At 69.5% G+C, this 22,910-nt stretch carries 22 protein-coding genes and 1 pseudogene; 7 read left to right on the forward strand and 16 right to left on the reverse strand.

Annotated features, from left to right (window positions below):
- Positions 1–6: 6 nt before the first annotated feature.
- From ACNAVT_RS24160 to ACNAVT_RS24200, 9 genes are all read right to left on the reverse strand, one after another.
- Positions 7–3,339, reverse strand: a complete 3,333-nt coding sequence (locus tag ACNAVT_RS24160; protein WP_416299438.1) for an eCIS core domain-containing protein — start codon at positions 3,337–3,339, stop codon at positions 7–9.
- Positions 3,336–3,593, reverse strand: a complete 258-nt coding sequence (locus tag ACNAVT_RS24165; protein WP_416299439.1) for a hypothetical protein — start codon at positions 3,591–3,593, stop codon at positions 3,336–3,338. Before ACNAVT_RS24165 ends, ACNAVT_RS24160 begins: the two co-directional genes overlap by 4 nt.
- On the reverse strand, positions 3,590–5,578 hold the full coding sequence (locus ACNAVT_RS24170; RefSeq protein WP_416299440.1) for an ATP-binding protein: 1,989 nt from the start codon (positions 5,576–5,578) through the stop codon (positions 3,590–3,592). The genes ACNAVT_RS24165 and ACNAVT_RS24170 overlap by 4 nt, the downstream gene beginning before the upstream one ends.
- Positions 5,575–6,306 (reverse strand): DUF4255 domain-containing protein, encoded by a 732-nt coding sequence (locus ACNAVT_RS24175; RefSeq protein ID WP_416299441.1) that lies wholly within the window; start codon positions 6,304–6,306, stop codon positions 5,575–5,577. The genes ACNAVT_RS24170 and ACNAVT_RS24175 overlap by 4 nt, the downstream gene beginning before the upstream one ends.
- 2 nt (positions 6,307–6,308) lie before the next feature.
- Positions 6,309–7,211 (reverse strand): hypothetical protein, encoded by a 903-nt coding sequence (locus ACNAVT_RS24180; RefSeq protein WP_416299442.1) that lies wholly within the window; start codon positions 7,209–7,211, stop codon positions 6,309–6,311.
- The gene (locus tag ACNAVT_RS24185; protein ID WP_416299443.1) at positions 7,208–7,969 is read right to left on the reverse strand and encodes a hypothetical protein; all 762 of its coding nucleotides are present in this window, start codon (positions 7,967–7,969) and stop codon (positions 7,208–7,210) included. The genes ACNAVT_RS24180 and ACNAVT_RS24185 overlap by 4 nt, the downstream gene beginning before the upstream one ends.
- Positions 7,970–7,977: 8 nt before the next feature.
- Positions 7,978–8,499 (reverse strand): phage tail protein, encoded by a 522-nt coding sequence (locus ACNAVT_RS24190; protein ID WP_416299444.1) that lies wholly within the window; start codon positions 8,497–8,499, stop codon positions 7,978–7,980.
- A gap of 13 nt (positions 8,500–8,512) precedes the next feature.
- Positions 8,513–10,546: a phage tail sheath family protein gene (locus ACNAVT_RS24195; protein WP_416299445.1), complete on the reverse strand. Its 2,034-nt coding sequence runs from the start codon at positions 10,544–10,546 to the stop codon at positions 8,513–8,515.
- Positions 10,547–11,564: 1,018 nt separating this feature from the next.
- Positions 11,565–12,086 carry a hypothetical protein gene (locus tag ACNAVT_RS24200; RefSeq protein WP_416299446.1) on the reverse strand — a complete coding sequence of 174 codons (522 nt, stop codon included), beginning with the start codon at positions 12,084–12,086 and terminating at the stop codon, positions 11,565–11,567.
- Positions 12,087–12,238: 152 nt separating this feature from the next.
- Here ACNAVT_RS24200 and ACNAVT_RS24205 point away from each other — a divergent pair, with 152 nt between their 5' ends.
- Together ACNAVT_RS24205 and ACNAVT_RS24210 are read left to right on the forward strand one after the other, a co-directional pair.
- Positions 12,239–12,547: a hypothetical protein gene (locus tag ACNAVT_RS24205; protein WP_416299447.1), complete on the forward strand. Its 309-nt coding sequence runs from the start codon at positions 12,239–12,241 to the stop codon at positions 12,545–12,547.
- Positions 12,548–12,859: 312 nt separating this feature from the next.
- Positions 12,860–13,459, forward strand: coding sequence for a hypothetical protein (locus ACNAVT_RS24210; protein WP_416299448.1), 600 nt, complete (start codon positions 12,860–12,862; stop codon positions 13,457–13,459).
- Between the two features lie 203 nt (positions 13,460–13,662).
- Here the strand turns inward: ACNAVT_RS24210 and ACNAVT_RS24215 are convergent, their stop codons facing one another.
- From ACNAVT_RS24215 to ACNAVT_RS24225, 3 genes and pseudogenes are all read right to left on the reverse strand, one after another.
- Complete coding sequence (locus ACNAVT_RS24215) at positions 13,663–15,102, reverse strand: TolB family protein (protein WP_416299449.1); 1,440 nt, start codon at positions 15,100–15,102, stop codon at positions 13,663–13,665.
- Positions 15,103–15,143: 41 nt separating this feature from the next.
- Positions 15,144–15,323, reverse strand: a pseudogene (locus ACNAVT_RS24220) (sigma factor); the annotation flags it as partial.
- Between the two features lie 236 nt (positions 15,324–15,559).
- The gene (locus ACNAVT_RS24225; RefSeq protein ID WP_416299450.1) at positions 15,560–16,123 is read right to left on the reverse strand and encodes an ArsR/SmtB family transcription factor; all 564 of its coding nucleotides are present in this window, start codon (positions 16,121–16,123) and stop codon (positions 15,560–15,562) included.
- A gap of 65 nt (positions 16,124–16,188) precedes the next feature.
- Between ACNAVT_RS24225 and ACNAVT_RS24230 the strand changes: the two genes are divergently transcribed.
- Together ACNAVT_RS24230 and ACNAVT_RS24235 are read left to right on the forward strand one after the other, a co-directional pair.
- Positions 16,189–16,758: a dienelactone hydrolase family protein gene (locus ACNAVT_RS24230; RefSeq protein ID WP_416299451.1), complete on the forward strand. Its 570-nt coding sequence runs from the start codon at positions 16,189–16,191 to the stop codon at positions 16,756–16,758.
- Between the two features lie 218 nt (positions 16,759–16,976).
- Complete coding sequence (locus tag ACNAVT_RS24235) at positions 16,977–17,714, forward strand: hypothetical protein (RefSeq protein WP_416299452.1); 738 nt, start codon at positions 16,977–16,979, stop codon at positions 17,712–17,714.
- 143 nt (positions 17,715–17,857) lie between these two features.
- Here the strand turns inward: ACNAVT_RS24235 and ACNAVT_RS24240 are convergent, their stop codons facing one another.
- Entirely contained in the window at positions 17,858–18,328 is a 471-nt protein-coding gene (locus tag ACNAVT_RS24240) for a UPF0158 family protein (RefSeq protein WP_416299453.1), read from the reverse strand.
- 162 nt (positions 18,329–18,490) lie between these two features.
- Entirely contained in the window at positions 18,491–18,844 is a 354-nt protein-coding gene (locus tag ACNAVT_RS24245; protein WP_416299454.1) for a hypothetical protein, read from the reverse strand.
- A gap of 267 nt (positions 18,845–19,111) precedes the next feature.
- Between ACNAVT_RS24245 and ACNAVT_RS24250 the strand changes: the two genes are divergently transcribed.
- Positions 19,112–19,936, forward strand: a complete 825-nt coding sequence (locus tag ACNAVT_RS24250; protein ID WP_416299455.1) for a hypothetical protein — start codon at positions 19,112–19,114, stop codon at positions 19,934–19,936.
- Between the two features lie 85 nt (positions 19,937–20,021).
- Here ACNAVT_RS24250 and ACNAVT_RS24255 read toward each other — a convergent pair whose 3' ends face one another.
- Both ACNAVT_RS24255 and ACNAVT_RS24260 read right to left on the reverse strand, forming a co-directional pair.
- Positions 20,022–20,786 (reverse strand): hypothetical protein, encoded by a 765-nt coding sequence (locus ACNAVT_RS24255; RefSeq protein WP_416299456.1) that lies wholly within the window; start codon positions 20,784–20,786, stop codon positions 20,022–20,024.
- A 17-nt stretch (positions 20,787–20,803) separates the two neighbouring features.
- Entirely contained in the window at positions 20,804–21,085 is a 282-nt protein-coding gene (locus ACNAVT_RS24260) for a YciI family protein (protein WP_416299457.1), read from the reverse strand.
- A 175-nt stretch (positions 21,086–21,260) separates the two neighbouring features.
- On the opposite strand from ACNAVT_RS24260, the gene ACNAVT_RS24265 reads away from it, so the two are divergent.
- Together ACNAVT_RS24265 and ACNAVT_RS24270 are read left to right on the forward strand one after the other, a co-directional pair.
- Positions 21,261–22,217: a LysR family transcriptional regulator gene (locus ACNAVT_RS24265; RefSeq protein WP_416299458.1), complete on the forward strand. Its 957-nt coding sequence runs from the start codon at positions 21,261–21,263 to the stop codon at positions 22,215–22,217.
- 82 nt (positions 22,218–22,299) lie between these two features.
- Entirely contained in the window at positions 22,300–22,842 is a 543-nt protein-coding gene (locus ACNAVT_RS24270; RefSeq protein ID WP_416299459.1) for a DapH/DapD/GlmU-related protein, read from the forward strand.
- The last annotated feature ends 68 nt before the right edge of the window (positions 22,843–22,910 follow it).

The following is a 22,910-nucleotide window of genomic DNA, read 5'->3' on the forward strand; positions in this document are numbered from 1 at the left end:
CTTCCCTCACGTCTCGCGGGCCTCGCCGCGCCGCATCATGTCCTTGACGACCTCGAGGGGGTCGATGGATTCCGGCTCCGCCTTGATCTGGGACAGGTTCGGCCAGGTGATCTCGCCGTTCTTGGCGTACGCGATCCGGCCGAGCGTCAACCGGATCTCCGGGCCGATCTGCGCGCTCACCGAGCCGACCTGGTAGGTCCAGTGGTGGGAGAACAGCCCCCACGCCGCGTACAGGTCCGCGGCGAGGTCCACCGCGGCGGAGGCGGTGAGGCGGCCGACCGCGTACGCCTCCGCGCTGAAGCTGAATCCGCCGGAGTCGTAGTCGGCGTCGACCGCCACCCCGCCCTCGCCGGAGATACGCAACCTCGGCGTGATCTCGATGCCGCCCTTCGCCCCGACCGCGCCGAGCGCGACCTCCAGGCCGATGTACGCGCCGAAGGTGCCGTACAGCTCCCCGTACGCCGGCACGGCGAACGCGCCGGTGAGTTTCGCCTTGACCTGCGGGTCGTCCTCGAGCGGGTAGAGCTCGCCCTTGAAGACAACGCCCTTGAGCATGACCGGGCCGACGCCGTAGCCCAGGCCGAGGGAGCCGCGGATCTCGCCGTACGCGGTCACCGCGGGAACGGGCGTCGGGATGCTGAACTTCACCCCGAGGCCCTTGATGATCGGGATCTTGCCGCCCTCCGGCGAGGGCCACATCTTGGTCAGCGCGATGTCGCCGACCGCGACCTCGCCGCTGACCTTGACCCGATGGTCCTTGGTCAACTCGACGCCGAGGACGGGCCGCAGGTTCTTGGTGACCTGGTAGCCGATCGTTCCCTTGCCCCGGTAGCCGTCCTCGTCGAAGGTCAGCGCCAGCGACCCGTCGGCCTTCGGGGTCTTGACCACGATCGTCGCCGAGCCGGCGAAGTGGCCCTCCTCGTCCTCGGCCTTGCGGGAGTACTGCACGTGCATCGTCGAGGAGATGCTCTTCCAGACGATCGCCGCGTCGCCCTCGAGCCACAGGCCGCGGTCGCTGAACCGGCCGCCCAGTTTGACGCTGTCGACCAGGGGCAGCGGCTTGGGTACGACGACGGAGCCGTGGTAGCTCAGGCCCTGCCCGTCCCAGCGCGCCCCCAGGTGCATGGCGGTGCCGCGCACCTGGGTGTCGATGCCGCCCGAAGCGTACGGGTCGAACTTCCCGCCCGTCATGGCGAAGCCGATCTCGACGTTCGCCGTGGATCGCGGGATGGAGGACGACGTCGCCGTGATCTTGCCGGACCAGCCCGTCTCCGAGTTCCATTCCACGACGCCCGCGGCCGCGGTGATGCCGGGAATCTTGCCGCCCGGGGTGAGCGTGCCCGTGGCGACCAGCGCGCCCCCGGCCATCTTCACCGTGAGGTCGCCGAGCATGATCGGCTTCGCGGCCGGTCCGATGGAGAAGGTCAGCTGGCCGCTGGGGACCAGCTCGGGGGAGAGCTGTAGCGCCAGCTCCCCGCCGGTGAAGCGGAACGCCCCGGGCAGCGGTGTGACCAGTTTGTCGGCCGGGATGGGCGCCACGAGCCGCAGTTCGTCCTTGCTGTAGCGGACGTTGAGGGTGCCGAGGAACGGGACGGAGGACCTGATGGTGCCCTCGCCGCTCAGGTTGCCCTGCTCGTCGAGGGCGAGCGTGGTGAGCGTGCCGGGGCTGAGGTACGGGTAGTAGAAGGCGATCTTGGAGTTCTTCGCCTTGTCGAGCTTGAGGACCCTGGCCTCGCCCGGTGGGGAGGCGGCCGGATCGGGCGCACCCGCGCCTGCGGCCGGCTGCGCGACGGCCGCCGGAGTTCCTGCGGCCGGCGGGGCCAGCTCGGCGGAGAGCTGGATCTTCGAGTCGGCCCCCGTCCGGGACACGGCACGGCTGTCCAGCTCTCCCTCGACCGTGTCCCGTTTGCTGCCTGCCCCGCCGGCGCCGCGCTTGTACGTGCTCAGCCGCATTCCCGGGACGATTCGCTTCGACATGCCGTCCAGCGGCGTGCTGCCGGTGTCGCGCACGGACACTGTCTCGCCCTGGCCGCCGGCTGAGAGGGCGACCGGCTTGCCCTCGGCCTTGGCCTTCACCGCGTCGGAGCCCACCACGTGGCCGTCGCGCAGGTGCTTCTCGATGACGAAGCTCGGGTCCGTCGCCCCGGCGGGCACCGTTGCCGTGGCTATCTGGATCTGCAGCTTGCGGACGTTCGGCCCGCGCATGGACGGGTCGCGGATCTGGTTGACGATCTCGACCAGGGCCCGGTACGTCTCCCGCCCCGAGGCCTGGTTCTTCGAACTGGTGAGCAGTTGCAGGTTCGACGGGATCGACGTGCCGCCCATCTGCTTCTCGACGATGTGGTCGATGTCGCACTTGGCTGTCTTGAGGTCCGATCCCAGTCCTGCGACGACCGCCTTGACGGCCGGGTCCGCCAGGCTCTGCTTGACGTCGTCGTTCTTGGCGGCGGTGAACGCCGAGGACAGCGCCTTCGTCGTGGGAAACCCGAAGTTCCCCAGCCAGATGTCCTTGTAGGACTCGCTTCCTTCCTTGTACGCCGCGACCCTGTTGCCCTGGATGATCGGCGTGAACACCAGACGGCCGCCGGCTGCCGCGTCGTCGTACGCCTTCTGCACCCACGGCCCCGCTCCCTTCTCGAGCGGCAGGGTGAAGGAGGTGGCCTTGACGATCAGTTCCGTCGTGCCGAGTCCGGCGGGTTCGTCGGTGATGATCTCCAGCCCGGGCGGCAGGCGCAGTGCCGGGCCCGCCGCCGTCGCGGGCTGTGGGGGCGCGGTCTGGGGGACGCCGGCGGGGCCCGGGGCGGACGCAGAGGTGGGTGCGGGCACCGAGGGCGGGGGCGCGGCGGCGCGCGCGGCCCGGTGGATCCGCGGCGGCCCGGGCCGACGAATGACGGTCGGGCGCCGGCCCGCGGCCAGGGCCCGGGCGGCCTCGTCGGCCTCGGCCTCCGCGCGGGCGTCGTCGGGCGCGCCACCCTGCAGCGCGTGCGCGATCTCGTGGGCGAGCAGGCCGCGCCCCTCGGGCGTGTCCGGGCGGAACTCGCCTCCGGCGAAGACCACGTGGTCGCCGAACGAGAAGGCGCGGGCGTCGAGTCGCGCGGCGGCGAGCTGCGCCGAACCGCCGTCGTGCACGCGCAGGTGCCCCAGGTCCTGCCCGAACCCCCGCTCCATCTCGGTGCGCAGCGGCGCGGGGAGAGGCCGCCCGGGTTGGGCGAGGGCCGGCGGTTGCTGGGTCGACGGCAGGAACGAGGGGCGCGGCGTCGAACTCTCCGCCGGGCGGGCGGCCGGCGCGGCGGTCCGGCTGCGCACGGCGGGCCGCACGGCCTGGGCGAGCTGTCTCATCGCTGCCCACCTCCGGAGTCGAGCGCCGCCCGGACGGCGCGCATGATCTGGTCGGCGAGGTGATCGGCCACCTGCTCCTGGCGCCGGATGGCTGCGGAGCGGGTGCGCTCAGGCGGCTCGTCCGGCCACGCCGCCAGGGCCCGCTCGATTGCGGCGGGCAGCGCCTCGGCCAGTCGGCGCGCCTCGATCCCGGAGGCCGCGGTCACCCGGAGCGTGCCGATCCGCACGCGCACGGGTGCTGGTGCCGCCGTCATCGCGCGTCCGCCCAGGTCAGCCGTGGCACCGGCAGGTTCTGCTTGCGCAGCTCCTCGGCCAGCTCGGCCTCGATCACCTCCCGGCCCACCGCCGTCCCCGCTTCGACGGCGAGGAAGGCGGCGCCCAGGGCCACGTTGCGAATCGAACCGCCCGTCAGCGGAAGGGCAGCCAGCGACGACCAGTCGAGGATCTCGACCGGGGCCGCCGGGGGGAACGCGTGACTCCACAGCCGTAGCCGCTCTGCCTCCGACGGCATCGGGAAGTCGATCACGAACCGGAACCGCCGCAAGAACGCCGGGTCGATGGCGTGGCGCAGGTTCGTGGTGACCACGGTGAAGCCCGAGAACTCCTCGATGCGCTGCAGGAGATCACCGACCTCGGCATTGACGTGTCGGTCGACGGCGTTGCTGACGCCGCCACGCGTCCCCCACACGGCGTCACCCTCGTTCCACACCATGACCGCGCCGGAGCGCTCGGCCTGTGCGAAGACGCTGGCGATGTTCTTCGAGGTCTCGCCCACGTACTTGGAGATGATCCGGCTGAGGTCGATCGCCATGACCCGCAGGTCGAGCGACGCGGCCAGCACCTCCGCGGCCATCGTCTTGCCGGTCCCGGAGGGCCCGGCGAACAGGGCGGCGACCCCCCGACCGCGCCAGCTGCCGCGTCCGCCCATCCGCTCGGCGAACCCCCAGTCGTCGAAGACCCGCGCCGCGTGGCGCACGTGCAGCTCGATACGCCGCAGGGCAGCCTCGGTCTGGGCGGGCAGCACGATGTCGTCCCAGCGGTACGCCGGCTCGACGATCCGCACACCCGGCAACGGTTCCGGGATCGTGGCCCGGGCGGCCGCGTGCCACAACGCCGCCGTGGCGGCGCTCTCGTCCCCGGCCGCCTCGATGTCGGCCGCAGCCATCGCGGCAGCCGCGTCCACGGCGCCGCCGTCCAGCCGGAACTGCGCGGCGACGCGGGTGAGTCCCGCGCCCACGCGGCGCGTCCGCGCCGGTCCGAGTGCCGCTGCCCAGCGGCGGCGTGCCGACGCCGGATCGTCGCGGGCCGGCGGCAGTGTGTGGACCCCGCGGGACAGGCCGTCCGGCGGCTGCGGGGCAACCAGGAGAACGTGGCCCAGCACCCGGTCGGCGAAGGCGGCCACCCCGTCCCCGGACCGGGATGCGTCGGTGTCGTGCAGGATCAGGGCTGCGGCGTCGAGCGCCGCCTCCCGGCTCCACCGCAGCGCGAGGCGCTCACGCTCCGCCGGGTCCTCGGGGATGTCCGCGACGGCCAGTCGGCACGGCAGCAGGCCCAACGAGCGCAGCGCCCGCCCGAGGTCGTCGACGCGTACGCCGGGGGCCATGACGAGCGGGGGCAGGCCGAGCGGCCCGCGCGCCGCCGCGGCGAGGGCGCGGGCGATCGCGGGGGCCAGCGGATCCGGCTCGCCCGTCGGATCTGCGGCCGACGGCACCGGGCCGATACGCGCCGCCAGCACGGGATCGACCACCTCGTGGCCGAGCAGCCGGTCGACGAGCGGCGCCGCCAGGGTCAGCCGCGACTCGATCCGTGGCGCCGGGGCGTCGGCGAGCACCATCTCGAACCGCGTCAACGGCCGGGACGCCGCGAGCGCGCCCGGGTCCAGACCGGGTACCGCCCGGCAGGCCAGCCAGAGCGGCAGCCCACCGCCCGCCACCCCACCGGTCGCCACGACCGCATCGGCGCAGGCGCGGGCGACGACCTCGGAGGTTCCCGCGGCGAAGAGCAGGGCCACCAGGGCCAGCTCCGCCCGCGACAGCCCGAAGCCCGCGTGCAACCGCAGCACCGACACGTCGCCGCCGCCCTCGCCCTCGAGCCAGTCCCAAAGGGGAGCGAAGGCATCTCCGGCGATGCCGGTGACCGGGTCGCCGTCATCCGCGGTCACGGCGCCCGTCACCCTGGCCAACGCCGCGAGCGACACCGCCTCCGCGAGTGCCGGAAAGCCCGGCTCCAGGGACGTCATGACGAGGTACCCGTCGTCGAGAGCGTGTCGAGAGGCAGCGACGACGCGGGGTCGGCGGCCGGGCGTACCTTCACCACCGCCTGCTCCACCTGCGCGGGCGCGGGGTAACTGTCCCCGACGTCGAGGAACACGGTCGTCACAAGGAAATACGCGGAGGGACGCAGCGGTGACTGCAACGCGGACCAGATCTTGGTGGACAGGTCGAGGTCGACCGACGCCTGCGAGATCGTGATCTGCTCGGGCTGTGTGTTCGAGTCGTGGAGCGGCTCGGCGGTGAGTTTGTCGAGCAGTTTGGCGGCCGGGTCCGGCACCGTGATCGAGGTCAGGATCGATGCGATCTTCGGGCGCGGGACGATGCCGTGGCGGGTGAGGGCGGCGATCCCCAGGCCGAGGAGCACCTCGCGTTCGAGGTCCGCGCCGGTCACCGCCAGCATGTAGTGCAGGTCCACGGCCAGCGGCGACCGGCTCACCCGGTGCCCGGTCGAGCTGACGTGGGGTTCGTACATGTTCCGCCAGGCCGGGTTGGGTGCGGCGTGGTGCAGGAAGAGGTGGATGCCGGCCGGCTCGGGCTGGTTCGCTCCCGGGTTCGCCGGCGTGGCCGGGGGGCGGGGCGGCGGCTCGATCGAGACGGTGGGCGCGGTGAGGTCGCCGTACGCGATCTTGAGTCGTTCCTGCACGATCTCCCGCAGCACGAAGGTGGTGGCGGGGATGGCGAAGTGCGCGGTCATGCCTACCGCCCTCCCGCGCCCGGGAGGCCCTCGAGGTACTCGGCCAGGGTCGGGCCGGTCCGCGGCGGAGGGGGGCGCTCACGTCGCGGCGGCGCCGGAGCTTCCGCCGCGATCCGTACCTCGATCCGGCCGATCTCGATGACCACCGGTTGCCGGGACCCGTCGGCCGGGCGCTCGTCCGCTGCGGTCACTGCGGCCAGGGGGGACGCCGGTGCTGGGTAAGCCTCGGCCCGGGCCCACAGCCGGGGCTCCCCGCCGTCCTGGTCCGTGGCGGACGGCGTCACCGGTCGCTGCGCCGCTGCGTCCGACTGACCCGCCACCGCTCGATCGGCGGCCTCGGCCGATGGTCGCCAGGAAGCCTCCGGCTGAGTCGCGCTGTTCCCTTCGGTGGGCTGGACCGGTGACTCAGCCCGGGGCGTCCGACTGATGGTGGGCTCGTCCGGCGCGCCGCGGACCATCCCGGCAGGCGGCTGCGGGAGAGCAACGCCCGCATCCTCCGCCTTGCCGGCATCGGAGATGAACCGACCGACGCGGTCAGGCTGGGCCACCGTCCGATCCCACCGTCCCGGGCCGGCCTCGGCGGTGTACGTCGGGCGAGCCCGGTCGAGATCGGTCGTGGCGCCGGCCTCGGGCCGCTCTGACGCGCGCACCGCCGCGGGCGCTCCCGCCTGGGCCACGACGGTGCCCCGCACGGGGTCCGGGGGCAGGGTTTCCGTCTCGACGACCTCCTCGAGGTCGGGCCACGCGGGGGTCTCGGGCTCGCCCCACACCGGCTCGAACGTCGGCCGGGGTCGGGGAAGAGCGGGCACCAGCGACACGGCGCCCCCGGTGTCGTCCGGGTCCTCGGTGTCCCCCCGACCCGCCAGCCTGGCGGCCCGCGCGAGCGCGTCGAGGTAGCCACTCATCGCGCCACCGCCGCGAGCGGGCGGCCGGGCGACCTGGGGGAGAAGCCGATGAGTTCGACGTACCACCGCCTGCGCTCGGCGGCCAGGCCGAGGATGGCGTCCTCGCTCCAGCCGTAGGCGCGGGCGATGACGTCCACCTCGCGCAGCAGGCTCTCGACCGTCCGGTCCAGGTCGCGAGCCACGAACTCGGCGGGGTCGACGTTCGCGGCGATCGGCCGGGCGCACTCCGCGCAGTTCAGGTCGACCCGGATCGAGCCGGCAGGGTCGAGGGCCTCCCACTCCTGCGCGAGTCGGGCCAGGTCCGCCGCCCCCAGGCTCGGTGGGTCGCTCTCCAGGCAGGTGCGCGCAGCCAGCCGCTGGATGCCGGCGGCGTACGACGAGCCGGCCAGCACCTCCAGGTCCGCCACCGTGGGGAGCCGGAACCGTACCTCGGAGTCCCCGACCTTCAGCCGGACCGCCGCCTCCGGCGAGGGCTTGGGCAGCGCGCAGATCTGTTCGACCGGCACCACGAACTCGTTCTCGGCATTGCAGCCGGGGCATCCGACGACGGCCTCGATGGGCCGTCCGACGATGTCCCGGTGCAGTGCGAGCATGCGTTGGTTCTGGACGCCGAGCGCGTCGCGGCGCGCCTGTTCGCCGTCCAGCCGCACCAGCAGGGCACCGACCCGTGGGCCGGCACCACGGCTGCGGCCGAGGGGCCACAGCCGCGCGAGATCCCGCGCGTTCGGCCCCCGGCTGCGGGCGCTCGGCTCTGACATGGCGACGGTCACGGCTCGACGAAGCTGGGCTCGGCCGGCTCGACCACCGCGTAGTCGCGTTCCCAACCCTCGTTCTCGAGCTTGAGCTTGGCGATGGCCACCGCATTGGCGTTGGCGTCCAGGTCGGGCAGCGCCTGGTACTCCGACACCCAGCACCGGTAGACGGCGTAACTCAGCACGACCTGCCCGGCCTCGTTGAGCAGATCGATGATGATGTCCTTGCGGAAGTCCGCCAGCGACACCTCGCCGCCGGGCCCCGAGCCGAAGTTCCAGACCTTGTTGGCCCACTGCTCGAAGTCCTGGTCGTGGGTCACTCCCCGCTCCAGCGTGATCGCGTCGTACTCCGTGCGGCCCGGGGACTTGTACGACGTCGAGGGGTCGCCGCCGGCTCGGTGCTTGACGACCTCGGTGGTTCGCTTGAGCAGCGACACCTTGGAGACGCCGGCGACGTACCGGCCGTCCCACTTCACCCGGAACTTGAAGTTCTTGTACGGGTCGAGCCGCTGAGCGTTGACCGAGAACTGTCCCATCATTCGTCTCCCGTCACGCGGTCGGCTGGACGATCTGGCGCAGGGTGATGACGACGAACTCCGCCGGCTTCAGCGGGGCGAAGCCGATCAGGATGTTGACGATGCCCTGGTCGATGTCGGCCTGGGGGGTGGTGGAGGCGTCGCAAGCGACGAAGTAGGCCTCGCGCGCGGAGATGCCCTTGAACGCCCCCTGCCGGAACAGGCCGTGCATGAAGGCCGTGCAGCTCACCCGCAGCTGAGACCAGAGGTCCTCGCCGTTGGGCTTGTGGACCGCCCACCGCAACGACTCCGACAGCGAGCGCAGGATGTAGTCCGCGGTCCGGCGCACGGGGATGTACTTCCACTGGCTGCCCAGCACGTTGGCGCCCTCCACCGTGCGGGAGCCGAACGCCACGGTCTGATAGATGGGGAACCGCCGGATCACGTTGAGGCCGACCGGGTTGAGCAGGCCGTGCTCCTCGTCCGAGAGTTCCACCGCCGGGCCGTAGACGCCGGCGAGGGTGGCGTCGGTGCCGGCCGGCGCCTGCCAGACGCCGACCCGGGCATCCGTCCGCGCGATGACGCCCGCGACCGCGCCCGACGGCGGATGCGACATGATCGCGCCCGGTTCGAGGGGGTCGTCGACCCGGATGTGCGGGAACCACGCGCCGGAGTGGCTGGACGAGAACAGGAACTTCGTCGTCTTCCACGCCTCGGCCGTGCCGACGTCGATGGTGTCCGGCGGCGGGTCGACGAGGAGAAAGGCGAACTTCTTCGCGCACACCCGGTCCGCCTCCGCGTACACCGTCGCCGCGTTCGTGTGGTGCAGCGCCTTAGGATCGGTCGTCGACGGGCGTACGAGGTCCGGAAGGCACAGCAGGTTGAAGAACGGATCGGGCGTCTCGAGGCCGGTGATGACTGCCTTGAACGCGGCCGACTCGGGCTGCCCGTGCGACTCGCCGTTGTCGCCGGCCGTCTCGCCGGTGACCAGCGAGGCGTCGTACTTCTGGCCGAGCAGGTAGCGGGAGGGATTGTCAGCCTTCGCGGTGTCGATGCCGTACGTGTCCTTGACCGTCGTCTGGCCGCTCGGCTCCTTGATGGTGACCGTGGCGTCGTGGATGCGCTCCGAGCCGACAGCGCCGGAGGGCGGCGTCAGCTTGAGCCGCATCAGCGTGCCGCGCTCGAACACCGCTCCCTCGATCGCCGCCCCGCCCAGCTTCGCCGCCTCGGCGGGCTGGGCTCGGATCGCCTCGTTCAGGGCCGCAACCAGGCGGGTCACCAGCTCGAGCGGACTGGTGGGCATGGCGGCGCCCGCCGCGAACACGGTCACGTTGAGGTTGGTGATCGAGGTGCCGTTGTCGTTGCCCCCATTGGCGGCGCGTCGGGTCACCGAAACCTGGAGCTTGACATCGGCGGTGAACTTGCCTTCGGTGGGCATCTTGCTGATGGCGTAGATCGACCCGGTGGCCTTCGGCCCTTCGGCGTCCTTGCCGTCGAGGGTCAGCGTCACCAGCTTGGATCCGGTGGTCGGATCGTTGACCACCGTGTTGGCCGTGCGCGTATTGCCGGCGGCGGTCGTCAGGTTGGTGAAGCGCTCCACCCGGCCGGTGATGGCGTCGGCGATGGTGAGATTGAAGCGCTTCTTGTCGTGGGCCGGCGTGGTCGAGAACGGGTACGCGTCGATGTCGAAGGGGTCCACCTCGATGAAGATTGAGTTACTGGCGGCACCCGAGCTGAGTGCGGTGAGCGTGACCGAGTTTCCGGTTCCGTCGCGCAGCAGGGTGGACTTCGCCGGCTTGGCCTTCTTCGCCGGCAGGCGCAGCACGAAGGCCTGGCCGCCGCCGTTGGCGAAGAAGTGCAGCACCGAGTACGACAGCGAACTCTTGGCGTACAGACCACCGAAGTTCCGCTCGAAGTCCCCGTAGTTGAGACAGCGGATCGGCCGGTTGTCGATGCCGGAAAGGGTCGGCCCGACGAACAGGGCGACCGAAGTGGGGGCTCCGGCAATGGACCGCACACCGGAAGGCTGCTCCTGCGTGTAGACGCCGGGATAGGTAGGCGACAGCATGTTGGACGGCCTCCTCAAGGGAGCAGCTCCTCGTAGCGGCGCTGGTCCCACAACGGTGTCCGGTGGCTTCTGACAGGCGGCGATCGGTGTTGCTGGGCAGGTTCGTACGCGTCTGCAGGCAGAGGGGCCGGTAGTCGTGCATCAACGACGTTCGAACGATCGGTGAGCGCAACACCACCACCCGTCGTGATTTTGGACCAGCCGCCGCGCGATGCCAAGCTGATGATCAGTGCCGTTGTGACAATTAGCCGACAGCAGGAATCAGGAACTGTGGCGCGACAATCCAAGGTGCCCGGACAAACGATGTCCCATCGTCCGGTGTCGTCCATAAAGCAGCTATGTAAGCGGACCCTGGGACTTTTCGGCCCAGGGAATCTGGAACCGCTATGACGCGGGCACCAATTGCGGGTCGACTGCCGAGCGATTTCAGCCCGTGTCCATACCTGTTGAACCGTGACCCATGTCTGGCCGGGTGGCCCTATCCTGCTTGAGAACGCGAGTCGGACCTGACAGCCGTTCGTCGCCGCAGCCGGCCCGCAGTCGTCCAGGCGAGATAGGCGACCGCCGTGGCGGTGAGCGTCATCAGCAGGACCTGTATGGACCATGGCGTAACCCGTGCGCTCGTCAGCACAGTGAGGGCGGTGTGATGACGTGAGGCTTCGGGGACGGTGACTTCCCATTCGTAGTTCTCGTCCGGCTCCGTGGTGAGCACCTGCCACCGCGTGCTGACGGGCGTGCCGTGCACCGGTCCTGAAGCGGTAAGACCCACTCGGCTCCAGTGCCCCACGCACCGGCTGTGCTGCCTCTCCAACCGGTCATAGGTCACGTAGCAGTGGTCCACTGTGATCCGAGTGGGCGCCGGTATGACGCCCGCTGTGTAGGCCATCGCGACTACGGCTGCGACGAGCCCGATCCGCGAGGCTGTTCGCCTTAGGGTCGGGGGGATGAGAGCGACTGACATCATTGCCTCTCTCGGTTCCGGCGGGGCTTTCCTGGGAGGGTACGCCGCGCAGGGCCATCAGCGTGTTTCGCTCTGCTCCTCGCGCCTCCTGGCCAGGCCATCCGGGGTTAGGGCAGGTAGATCCAGGTGGGCAACCTGATCGCCGCGGACTGTGCCAGTCCGCAGATGGTCCGCATCGCGCGTCGCGACCGCCCCGGTCAGGTGCCACAACCCGGCCTGTTGGCGGTCGCGCAGCCAACGGACCCGAGATGCCTCATCGGGTCGAGGCGGCCAGTCGCGGTAGGGCAGGAAGGCTACCCGCCAAGCGATCACCACGAAGATGTAGAGGCCGACCGGGCTAATGAACCACCACAGTGCGTCGCGGCGACGGTAGGAGGCACGCGGCGCAAGCCAGGCGGTCGCCGCCAGCGGAACTGCGATCCAGCCGAGGTCCGCGAGCGGGCCACTGCCCATCGCGCCCTCGACCAGCTCACGGATGATGACGGATGGCACCACCACGCCGAACACCAGCAGCGCGGTGATGAACGTACGGGGCGCTCGCCTGAGTGGGGGGCGCGAGCTGAGCGGGTCTTCGGGCATGGCCCGCAGGATACGAGCCAGCAGCAATCGTCGACGGCGGCCGTGACCTCTCCAGCAGTGACGCAGCTTCCGCGCGATCTCCGGGGCCACATGCGCGTAGATGTTGAGGGGGACGCTGATCTGCGGGTCCCGTGATCATCTAAATGCCTGAGATGTCTGTGCTCGACGCCTACTACGACGTTGGCGGCTTCCATGCGAATCACGGATCCCCCCTCTTGCACATCAAAGGCGCCACCCCGGACGGACGCCGACTGCTGCTCCAAACCATCCAGTACGACGACGACCCATCCCGGGTAGTCGCGCTACTCGCCCGCGACGGCGACCCCTTCACAGTCGCGGCCAGCGGGTTCGCGGACTGGAAGGATCCACTTCCGGTGCGGCTGCGGCTGCCGGACGAGCAGGGCATCCTGGTCGCCGCCGAGGGAGCAACCCTCAGCTACCGGATTGGCGCCGGGAAATAGCGCGACGCCGGCCGAGACGCAGCCCTGCTGCCCGCCGAGGCCACCGAGGTCCGCGTCACCCCCGCCAACGGCAACGCCACCACCATGACCACCGGTCCCTGAACCCGATCACTCACAACTGACCGGGAATGACCAACGCCGACGACGGCGCTTATCCCGCGTCTCGCCTGGACGCAGCCTCGGTCACCGACCACGACTCGGCCAAGCGACCAGGTTTCTCCGAGGCCCTCCTGTAACACGAAGAACATCGCTAAATTCAAGGCCCACAAGGCCGAGCCCTCACGACGGCGGCTTCCCCTCCGGAGATCCTTGATGAACGAAACCGACCCCCGCGCTTCCCGGCTTGACGACGAAGTGGCGATGAACGACGCGGATCCCGCCCCCTCGTCACGGCGTGGCCGAATCGTCGCCGGCGCCGTCGTGGTGGCCGTGCTGCTGGCGCTGGCGGCAATGACGGTCCAGGTGACGCCCTGGTGGAGCTGCAATTTCCCTCCCAGCGACCAAGCTGCGGCGGTGACGGCGTACCAGAAGGACCCGGCATTCTCGCTGGCTCCACCGGACGGACGGCTACTCATGGAGACGGCCACCACGCGCGCCTGCGACCACCGGGTCCCGCAGAACCGCGAAGAGTCGGCAGGACCGCAGTTCGCGGCTGTTTGGCGTCAATACAGCGTCGACCGCAGTTACACCGTCGACGAACTCGTCGCCCTCGCCGGGCCGGAAGCCGAGGCTGCTGGCTGGCATTACCTGATCTCCCAACATGACGCAGGCATGGCCTTTCTGAGGTACTGCAAGGCGATCAACGGAATGACCACTTGGCTGGACCTGACCAGCCTGGCCGACGGCACACCCGAGCACACCAGCACCCTCATCGTCCTCATCGACGGTCGCCCGGACAACGCAGACTGCTAGAGCCGCAGCGGTCCTGCGCCGGGCAGTATCCCCGCAGGTTGCGGCGGCTCAACGAGCGGCGCAAGCACGGCAGGAGCGACCGCGAGGACCAACGGCTGTACCGCCATCCGTACAGCCAAGGCCGCCGGCCAACACCGAGTCCGTCCGACAACGACGGACAGCCCGACCAGGCGAGCAAAGGCCCAGCCATCCGTAATCTCCTTCTAATCCCAGGGTCGGCCGTGCCCGTTGCGGGTGTTGTCCAGCCTTTGTGATCTTGAGGATCGCCCACCCGGTCGGCGTGCTTGCCTGGCCCGCCGGTTGTCGAGCCAGAGGGCCAGCCCTTCGCGATTGCGGTACGCCGCGAAACCGGCCACCAGGACGGTGATGAGGACCGCCCAGAACCAGAAGCGGGGGCCCACGCCGTGAGGCGGGCTTGCGCCGCGAGTGCGACCGCTGCGGATCACGTCGTTGGAAACGTCGATCGACACGACGTCTTGTGGGGCGGTGAGCAGGGTGGTGGGAACATCCGCGCCCCGGCCGAGGGTCAGCACCCGGACGGTGCCCACGTTGCCGTACGCCAGTCGCTGATCCAACTCGAGGGGCGCGTCGAACGCGGCCGGCGCGTCGGGCGCGGGGTAGTAGGCGACGACCCACGCGGACCCGTCCGCTGCCCACCCGAGCAGCCGGATGGCGGTCACCCCGGAGACGGCCGGGTTATCCGTCGCGCCGAGGTCGCGGCCGGTGCTCGGGTCGACCCGTCGCAGGCTCCAGCTGTCGCCGTCCCGCCGGGTGACCGTCAACGCCTGGCCGTCGGTGCTCCAGGCACCCTTGCCGGCCAGTTCCGTCTCGGGCGCGAGGGTGAACGAGGAGAGCCGCCGGCCGTCCAGGTCGGTGACGGTGACCGTCCGTGCGGCCTGGAAGGCGAGCCGTGCGCCGTCCGGGGCGAATGCCGGCCAGGCGAAGCCCTCGGACCCGTCGGCCAGCCGGGTCCGGCGCTCGCCGTCCAGCCAGACGATGCTCACCACTCCCCGGTAGGCGCTGCGCTCCGGGTTGGCCGGCACGGCGTCCCCGACGAGCAGCGCCCGGCCGTCCGGCGACCAGCCGAGCGGTCCGGTCAGGACCGTGCCCGAGACGCCGCTGGAGACGGTACGGCTGCGCCCGCTGACCAGGTCGACGATCTCCACCCGGGGCGTGAGGCTGAGGGAGCGGAAGGCGACCCGACGGCCGTCGGGGGACAGGACCGTGTCCCCGCCGGCTAGCGCCTCCCTTTCGCCCTTGATGATCCGGTAACGATCGGCGTCCGCACCGACGACCGCGATGATGCTGCCCTCGTCGCCATGCATCAGCCCGGGAGCCTGACCTGTGAAGATCACCGAGGCGGGGCCGAGTCGCGGCCGGTCGGTCGCGTGCAGACTGCCGAAGGGCGGCGCGCCGACCCGGTCGGGCAGCGCGGCGGCTGCGTCGGCCGCCGGACCGACCGCGGGGGTACGGGCCAGCGGCAGCACCGCCCCGGCCAGCGCGAGCAGCACCAGCGCCGCAGCGGCCCAGAGCACGGTACGGCGACGGTGGCGGCGGGCCGTGGCGAGGGCCTGCTCGTAGACCGGGTACGCGGGGACGTCAGCCGCGGCGGTGTGCAGCACCTCGCGAAGTCGAGCGGTCATCGTGGGCTCCTCTCCGCCGTTCGGTCGACCAGGTCGGGGGCGACCCGCCGCACGTACGCTTCGGGGTCGCCGCTGTGGATCCGTCGCCAGTGCCGGTACGTCCGGGCCAGGGCGGTCTGCAACAAATCCTCGGCCAGCTGATGATCACCGGTGAGCAGATAGGCCATCCGGGACAGCGCCGGCGACCGGTGCACCAGGAACTGATGGAACGTCTCGGTCATGCCCACCCCCTCGCACGTTAGAACGCCTCCCGTCGCCGCGATGGTTGAGGCCGGGCGTGGCGGGACAGCAAGCACCCTCCCCGTGCGGCCGGTCAATCGCTGAATTCGCCCACGCCAGCCACCAGTACGGCATCGGCAGTGCCGCTCAGCTACTCCTTCAGGTATCCGGTGGCGGGGTCGATCTCAGCGAGGAAGTTGCGGATAGATCAGGCCGTCCGCGATTCTCGAGTAGGTGTTCACTCCGCTGCTGGCAGGGTCGGGTGGTCGGTGGGATAGATGCCGATCGCGAACCCGTACATGGTTTCGCCGGACCTCGGCATCCGGTCGAACTCATCAACCAGCTCCGCCATCTGGTCCCAGAACTGAGAGGCCTGATCCTGCGAGATGCGCGCATGCCGGATGAAGCCCCAGAGCTTTCCCTGCTCGAACGCCTTCGCGGACTCGCGTGCAGCCACCTCGAAGTCGTTGAAGTCGCCCGGCATCTGTTCGCCAGCGGGTGATGGCTCCGCTGCCACGTAGAACATCCGCGCGGTGCGCCCGTAGAAGCGCTCCTCGATCGCCCGCACCTTCCGCGTGCGCACCACCTGGAGCAGGCCGGTCCGGGTAAGCACGTCCACGTGGTGCGCGACCGTGCTCTTGGGGCGCTCGACCGCGGCCGCGAGCTCGGTCACGGTCGCGGCCCGCTCGTGGAGGAGCTGCAGGATCACCGTGCGGAGCGGGTGGCCGATGGCCTTCACCTGGTCCGGTCTGGTCAGCGCCATCCGGTCGGCTAGCTCGTAGTCCGGCGGGTTGTCGGCCATGGCATAACAGACTAGCATCGCGGAACGTTCCAGAAATTTCGATCGTTCGCAAGGAGTTCAACGCCGTGACCGACGTGCTGCTTTACCACCACATCCAAGGCCTGACCGACGGGGTCCGGAGCTTCGCCGACAGCCTGCGACAGGCCGGGCACACCGTGCACACGCCCGACCTGTTCGACGGCCGCACGTTCGGCAGCATCGAGGAGGGGTTCGGATTCGCTCGAGAGTTGGGGCTCGACCCGATCCGGGAGCGCGGCATCGCCGCAGCCGACGAACTCGGCCCCGGGCTCGTCTACGCCGGATTCTCCTTCGGCGTGACGATCGCCCAGCGGCTCGCGCAGACCCGGCCCGGTGCCCGCGGGGCACTGCTCATGGAATCCTGCCTCCCGGTCGCCGAATTCGGAGAGGCGTGGCCCGAGGGCGTGCCGGTGCAGATCCACGGCAAGGAGGGCGACGAGTTCTTCGACGAGGACCTGCCGGCCGCACGCGAGCTCGCCGGCTCCACGGCGGCCGCCGAGCTGTTCGTCTATCCCGGCGACCAGCACCTCTTCGTCGACTCCTCGCTCGATGCGTACGACCCGGAGGCGTCCGCGCTGCTCATGGAGCGGGTGCTGGCGTTCCTCGCCTCCGTCTGACCGGCGTGGCCTAACTAGCTGGCCCACGCTTCATCCGGACATCGGCATGTGCGGCCACCCGTGCCCTCGGGATCGGCTACGGTGAGTGACAATTGGCTCCAAGGGCCGGTACGCCCGGACGGCGGCAGAAGAGTGAACGCCGACGCGAGCAGCCCGCTGCCGTACCGCCCTGTGCTCGGGAGCGGGGCCGCCGGGGATCGGCTTTTATCATTCGGGGCGTGCCGACTTACGAGGAACTGACAGAGCTGAGTCGTCTGCCGGACCTATCTACCCTGTTGTTCAGCTCGCGGTCGGGCGCGCCAGCGGAGGGCGAGCCGGGCCGCCGCGAAGCGGTCGAGCACTGGTCCTTCCTCGCGGGCCGTGACGGCTACACCGTCACGCCGCTGGGCACGCGTTCCGGGCATGGCAGTGCAACCTACTGCGGTGACGTGGATGTCGACGGGCTGGTCTACCAGGTGCACCGAGGGCCACGCCGACGGATCGTGCAGGTGTGGATGGACAGTGAGGGCGCTTGGCAGGGCAGGTTCGTGCTCGACGACGCGATCTGGGCGGTACCCGTACCGCCGGAGCCGGAGCCGATCGACTGCCCGTGGTGCGCGGGCGGCCCGCCGGACACGCTCCGGTTGGCTGGTTCGGGGCCGGTCGACGGCATCTTCTCGGTCTGGGTGGCCGAGCACGCTGATGGCACCGGGCGCGGGATCGCCATCCAGCATGACCCCCAGGAGGATGAGCCTCACACCGTGTGCTTCGAACCCGCCCACAGTGTGGTGGAGGCTGGCCTCCGCGGGTGGGCGCTGTCCGACGACGAGCTGGCCCTGCAGTTCACCGAGGATGCTGCCAGCGAGTTGGAGATCCCCGATGTCGGTGGTTGGCTGCGGTTCCGGCTCGCGGTGAAACCGGCGGCGCGGCGTAAGCTGCGTGCCGGGCTGGAGAAGATACTCCAGCCGTTTAGTTGACGGCCCCGCGCGCTGATGGGCGCGTCCTTCGCGGCATGTGCGCGTGTCCCAAGGGGTTCCGGGGCCAGGATGTAGTTGGGGTGCCGGTCGAGGTTCTTGCGGGCATGGGCGTAGCGCATGTTGGTTCGTGGGCGGGCGCCAGCTCAGGGAAGGCCGGGATCTGGGTGCTCGGCCACGAATCGCTCGCCCGTTTCGTCGTCGACCAGCGAGTTGTCGACCAGCCATTCGACAGCCCGCCGCTTTGCGCGCACGCCGCTGAAGGCGTACCACGCTGGCAGTAGGTGCGGATACTCCTCATGCAACTCGTTCTTGAACCGCCGGAAGGCGCCCTTGCCCTGGATCGCTCGCGCGAGTCTGCGGCCGGCCGCCGCATCACTGATCCTCTCGGCGAAGTCGGCCATGTCCTGGTACCAGACGTAGGACGGCAGCGGATCAATACCGACCAGGTCGAGGTCGTCCAAATCGATGGGCGTGTGCCCATCGATGCCGCCGTCCGTCGTCCAGAACCCGATCTCGCCGGTCTGCGGGTTGATCATCCATCGATGCTCGTAGTCGGTCTGGTCCTGGAGCGCGGTGGCGATCTCCTCCAGGTCTAGCCTGCCCAGGTCAAGCATCTGGCCACCATAAACCCGCCTCTGTCCGTGCTTCGACCCGCATGTCTGCCCAGATGAACCCTTCAAGCACGGCCAGCAGTCCGACGAGCACGGCGGCGTCAGGCCGCAGCACCAGGTTCGGGCACGTCAGCTCGCGACCGCGGCCGTCCCCGCTGGCGCTCGTCACGGCCTGGCTTGCCGCTCACGGGCGCGGCGACGCTCAGCGCTTAGCTGGCTGAGCGAGTGGGTGACTATCAGGAGGAGGAAGGCCAACCACAGCATGCCGTAGATCACTGAGGTCGACTTCTGCCAACCGCCGGGCATGAACTCGCTGCTCATCATCATCAGACCGGCGACAACAAGGCACACCACCGCCGATGCCCAGAGCCCAGGACGATGCATCGCTCGACCGAACAGCCTGGCAGTCCCGGTGCGTCGGCTGCGGACGAGCACGACGGCGGCGAGCACGAGCATGGCGACACAGGCGCCGGCGAGCAGGATGTCCACCGCCAGCAGGGCCGCATTGAAGGCCGTCACGGCCGACAGGATAGCGGAAGAAGCCACCAACTCCGGGCACGGAACCATCGTCGCCGGTGCGGCGCGCCCCACGCGCGATGCTGGCCGGAGGTCACCCACGCCCACGGGGCTGGCTACGGTGAGTGACGCTGGGCCCCGGGGGCCGATATGCCCGGGCGGCGGCAGATGCGGTGGGCGTGCGGCAGGTCGAGTCCCATCGCGCGCCGCCTAAACTCCTTCGCGCAGGATCCGGCGAGACTGCACCCACCCGACCAACAGGAGAACGTCGTGCCACCCCGTAGAACCCGCATCCTGTACGTCACCGATCTGGCATACGAGGCGCGCGGGCGTCGCTACTGCGACGAGGACATCTTCTTGTCAACCCAACTACGGGAGCACTTCGACGTCGCCCTGTGCCACCCGTTGGATGCGGTTGAGTTGATGGGCTCCTTTGATGTGGTCGTGGTTCGCAACAGCGGCCCCGTCCTGTACTACCAGGATCATCACGACGAGTTCCGCGCTCGTGCGCGCGAGGCGGGTGTTCGAGTCTTTACCGAGCTGACCGGCAAGGCCGACATGGCCGGCAAGCAGTACCTGCTGGATCTGTACGGAGCCGGCTACCCCGTCATCCCCACCGTTGATCGGTTGCAGGACATCGAACGCCTGCCACAGGCCGCCCAGTACGTGGCCAAGCCGAAGTTCGGCGCTGACTCCGTTGGTCTGCAGTTCGTTCGGCGCGAGCAACTGCAGGACCTGGACTACGACAACCTGCTGGTTCAGCCACGGGTCGATTTCGCGTACGAAGTCTCGTTCTACTTCATCGATCAAACCTTCCAGTACGCGTTGTACGCGCCTCATGCCGACCAACGGTGGCTGCTCGAACCCTACGAACCGACCGATGCCGATTTGGAGTTCGCGCAGCGGTTCATCGACTGGAACGACGTCAGCCACGGCATTCAGCGCGTCGACGCGTGTCGCACACGAACCGGCGAACTCCTACTCGTCGAACTTGAGGACCTCAACCCCTACCTCTCTCTGGACCGCGTTGCTGCTCCGACCAGAGATGCCTTTGTCAAGGACATGACGGCATCCATCGCGGCCATGGCCAAGTAGAGTCCAACAACTCGCTGACTCCGTACATCGGCAGTTTCAGCCGGTGGCCGACCGGCGCCGAGTCACGCTGCGTAACGCGCTGGTCTCAGCCGTTGAGGCCAAGCTGGGGATACAGGGCGTCGGGGGCGGCGACGGCTCCTTGCGGCCGCGTGACCTGGATATCTGCCTCGAAGTCGCTGTAGCGCAGGGACGCGTTCGGCCCCCCGCCGCCGGCTGGGATCAAGAAACTGACCAGCCGGCCATCGGCATCCAGCGTTGCCTGGAACGCGTTGCTGCGCGCACTGTCAGGAAAGCCATCTGGACCGGGGCGGAAGCTGATCCCGTTGCCGGTGCCGATTCGGGTCAGGTCGATCGTCCCGGTGATTTGCGAGCCGTCTGCTCGTGCGGTAACGATCGCGTTGATGAGGCGGGCCGACCCGCCGGGATCGTTCTTGCCGGGGGCGAAGCTCAGGGCGAAGTCCGACGGCACTCGGGCCGGGTCGAGGGTCATCCATTCGTGGCCGACACCCGGGAGATCCAGCTCGGTCTTCATGTAGACCTCATTGTCGATCATCCGGGTCTCGGTGACCCGACCGTACACCGAGACCGTGCCGTCGGCGCGCTTGTTGACATTGTCGTAGTGCGACAGCGTCGTGACCTGACTCGCGATGTCGACATCGGCGCGGAAGCTCGTCTGATCGATGAACTCCGTGCCTGACCTGAGCAGCTCGATCGCCTTGGCCGTCGTGGTGGCGTCAGCGCTGATGGTCGGCACCGGGGCGGGTTCGTTTCCCGTCCACACGCCAGCCGAGCAACCGAGTAAAAGCAGCGCGCCTGCAGAAATGGCGGCCACCGCTGCTCGACGAGTCATAGCCGGATGGTAGGCGGCTATGACAAGGTCACGCGGTTCTCGCCACCGGCCTCGTCAATGTCGTCGCACTCCAGCATGACGACCGCGCCGATGACCTCCTTGAGTTCCAGGTACGGCCCGTCGGTGATCACCGGCTGGCCGTTCATGCCAGCGCGCACTGTCCTTGCCGTGTCCCGGGGCTGCAGCTCGGCGCCGCCGTCGGCGATTTGGCCGGTCGGCTGCCACCGCTCGTACCCGGATTTCTTGCCGAAGCGCCGGCAGGCAGCGGCTCCAGGGTGATCGAGCTGAGCTGTCAGCACAACGAACAGCCTTGGTGGCAGGGTTACTGGATCATCCCGTGCAGCGGACCGGTTGGCTACTCGCGACAACCGACGGTTCGGATGCTCGGTTCACATCTGCAGTGCTGGAGCGCGATCAAACAACCGAGTCCTCGGCGAGCCACAACGATCAGTTGTGCCCACTTACGATGAACCCGTGGACACCGAAGCACTGCGATCGTTCGTCCGGGCCGACGAGCTGGGCGTGACGCAGCAAGCGGTCTCCAAGCGGATCGCCACCCTGGAGCGCGAGCTGGAAGTCCGCCTGTTCACCCGTACCCCCCGAGGGGTTGAGCTGACGCTCGACGGTCAGGCGTTTCTCCCGCACGCGCGGAGCATCGTCACGGGTGTCGAGCGCGCCATAACCGCGGTCAGGCCCGGCTCTCGGGCCCTTCGGATCGACGTTCTCGGCCTGAGAACCGCGCAGGCCGTTGTTCTGCACGACTACTGGCGGTCGCATCCCGAAACCAACCTCGACGTGGTGACCCTCAGGGTCAACGACCCACGCGTGGCGGTCGCCGCCGTCGAAGCAGGCGATATCGACGCCTCGTTTCGTACCGTCACCGACCCGGCCACGCTGCCACGCGACGTGCAAATGATCCACGCGTTCGACTCCCCGCTGGAACTTCTTGTCGGCCCAAGACATCCGCTCGCCTCCGCGCGAAGACTGACGCCGCCGCAGCTGCGCCAGCATCGGATATGGGTGCCGGGTATCGCGCCCCGAAGCGAATGGGCAGATTTCTACGATCAGCTCGCCACCGACTTCGACTTACGCATCGACGCGGCAGGCCCACATTTCGGCGACGAAGTACTCCTGGACACCCTCGCGGACTCCGCAGACGTGGCCACCCTCGTTGGGCAACGCAACCGGTACATCTGGCCGACGAACTACGACCTACGCCGCATCCCTATCGTGAATCCCGCGCTCGCATACCCACTCTCGCTCATCCTCCCCAGAGCAAATCCACACCCAGGACTCCGCGCAATCATCACCCACCTCGGAAGCCTGCCAAGGCTCACTGAGACGGTCTGGCTCCCGTCCTGGGCAACGACGCCACGGCGCGGCGACGGCGACATCACGAATACTCGCAGGTCCCAACCCCGGCAAAGATGACTCGACCGGCTGCTGACAGCAGCCTCCAGCAGCGCCTGATGAGCCTCATCCAGTTGCCGGCTACACCTCAAAGGATCGTGGCATGTCCAGTGACCGTCTCATGCGCATCCACAGCGCCGAGTTCCAGGCCATGGCCGAGCGGGTCCTGCGGGTCACCGAGCTCACCTCCCGACTGAACGTCCTGCCCTTCGCGGACGAAGCGGGCAAGGCGGAACTGTTCGAACAGATCCTCGGCCGGCCGCTGCCGGCGAGGGTGACGATCTATCCGCCCTTCTACACGGACCACGGCCTCCACCTGGACCTGGCGGAGCGCGTGTTCATCAATCAGAACTGCACGTTCCTGGACTACGCCGGCATCCGGCTTGGCGAGCGCGTCATGGTCGGCCCAAAGGCCACGTTCATCACCGTCGGTCACCCGGTCGATCCTGAGGAGCGACGGGGGTGGCTCAGCGGCGCGCCCATCGACGTGGCGGAGAATGTGTGGATAGGCGCCGGTGCCACGATCCTGCCCGGCGTGAGCATTGGCCGTGATGCCGTGATCGCCGCCGGCGCGGTCGTGGCCGATGACGTTCCGCCGGCAAGCCTGGTGACCGGCAGTAAGGCCAGGGTGCACCGATGGTGGTGACGGCCTCTTCCGGCCCACCCCGACCTCGCCCAATCACGCCACGGTGGGCTGCCCGTACCTTCCTCAGT

The sequence above is a fragment of the Micromonospora sp. SL4-19 genome (assembly GCF_047921475.1).
Lineage (GTDB): Bacteria > Actinomycetota > Actinomycetes > Mycobacteriales > Micromonosporaceae > Micromonospora.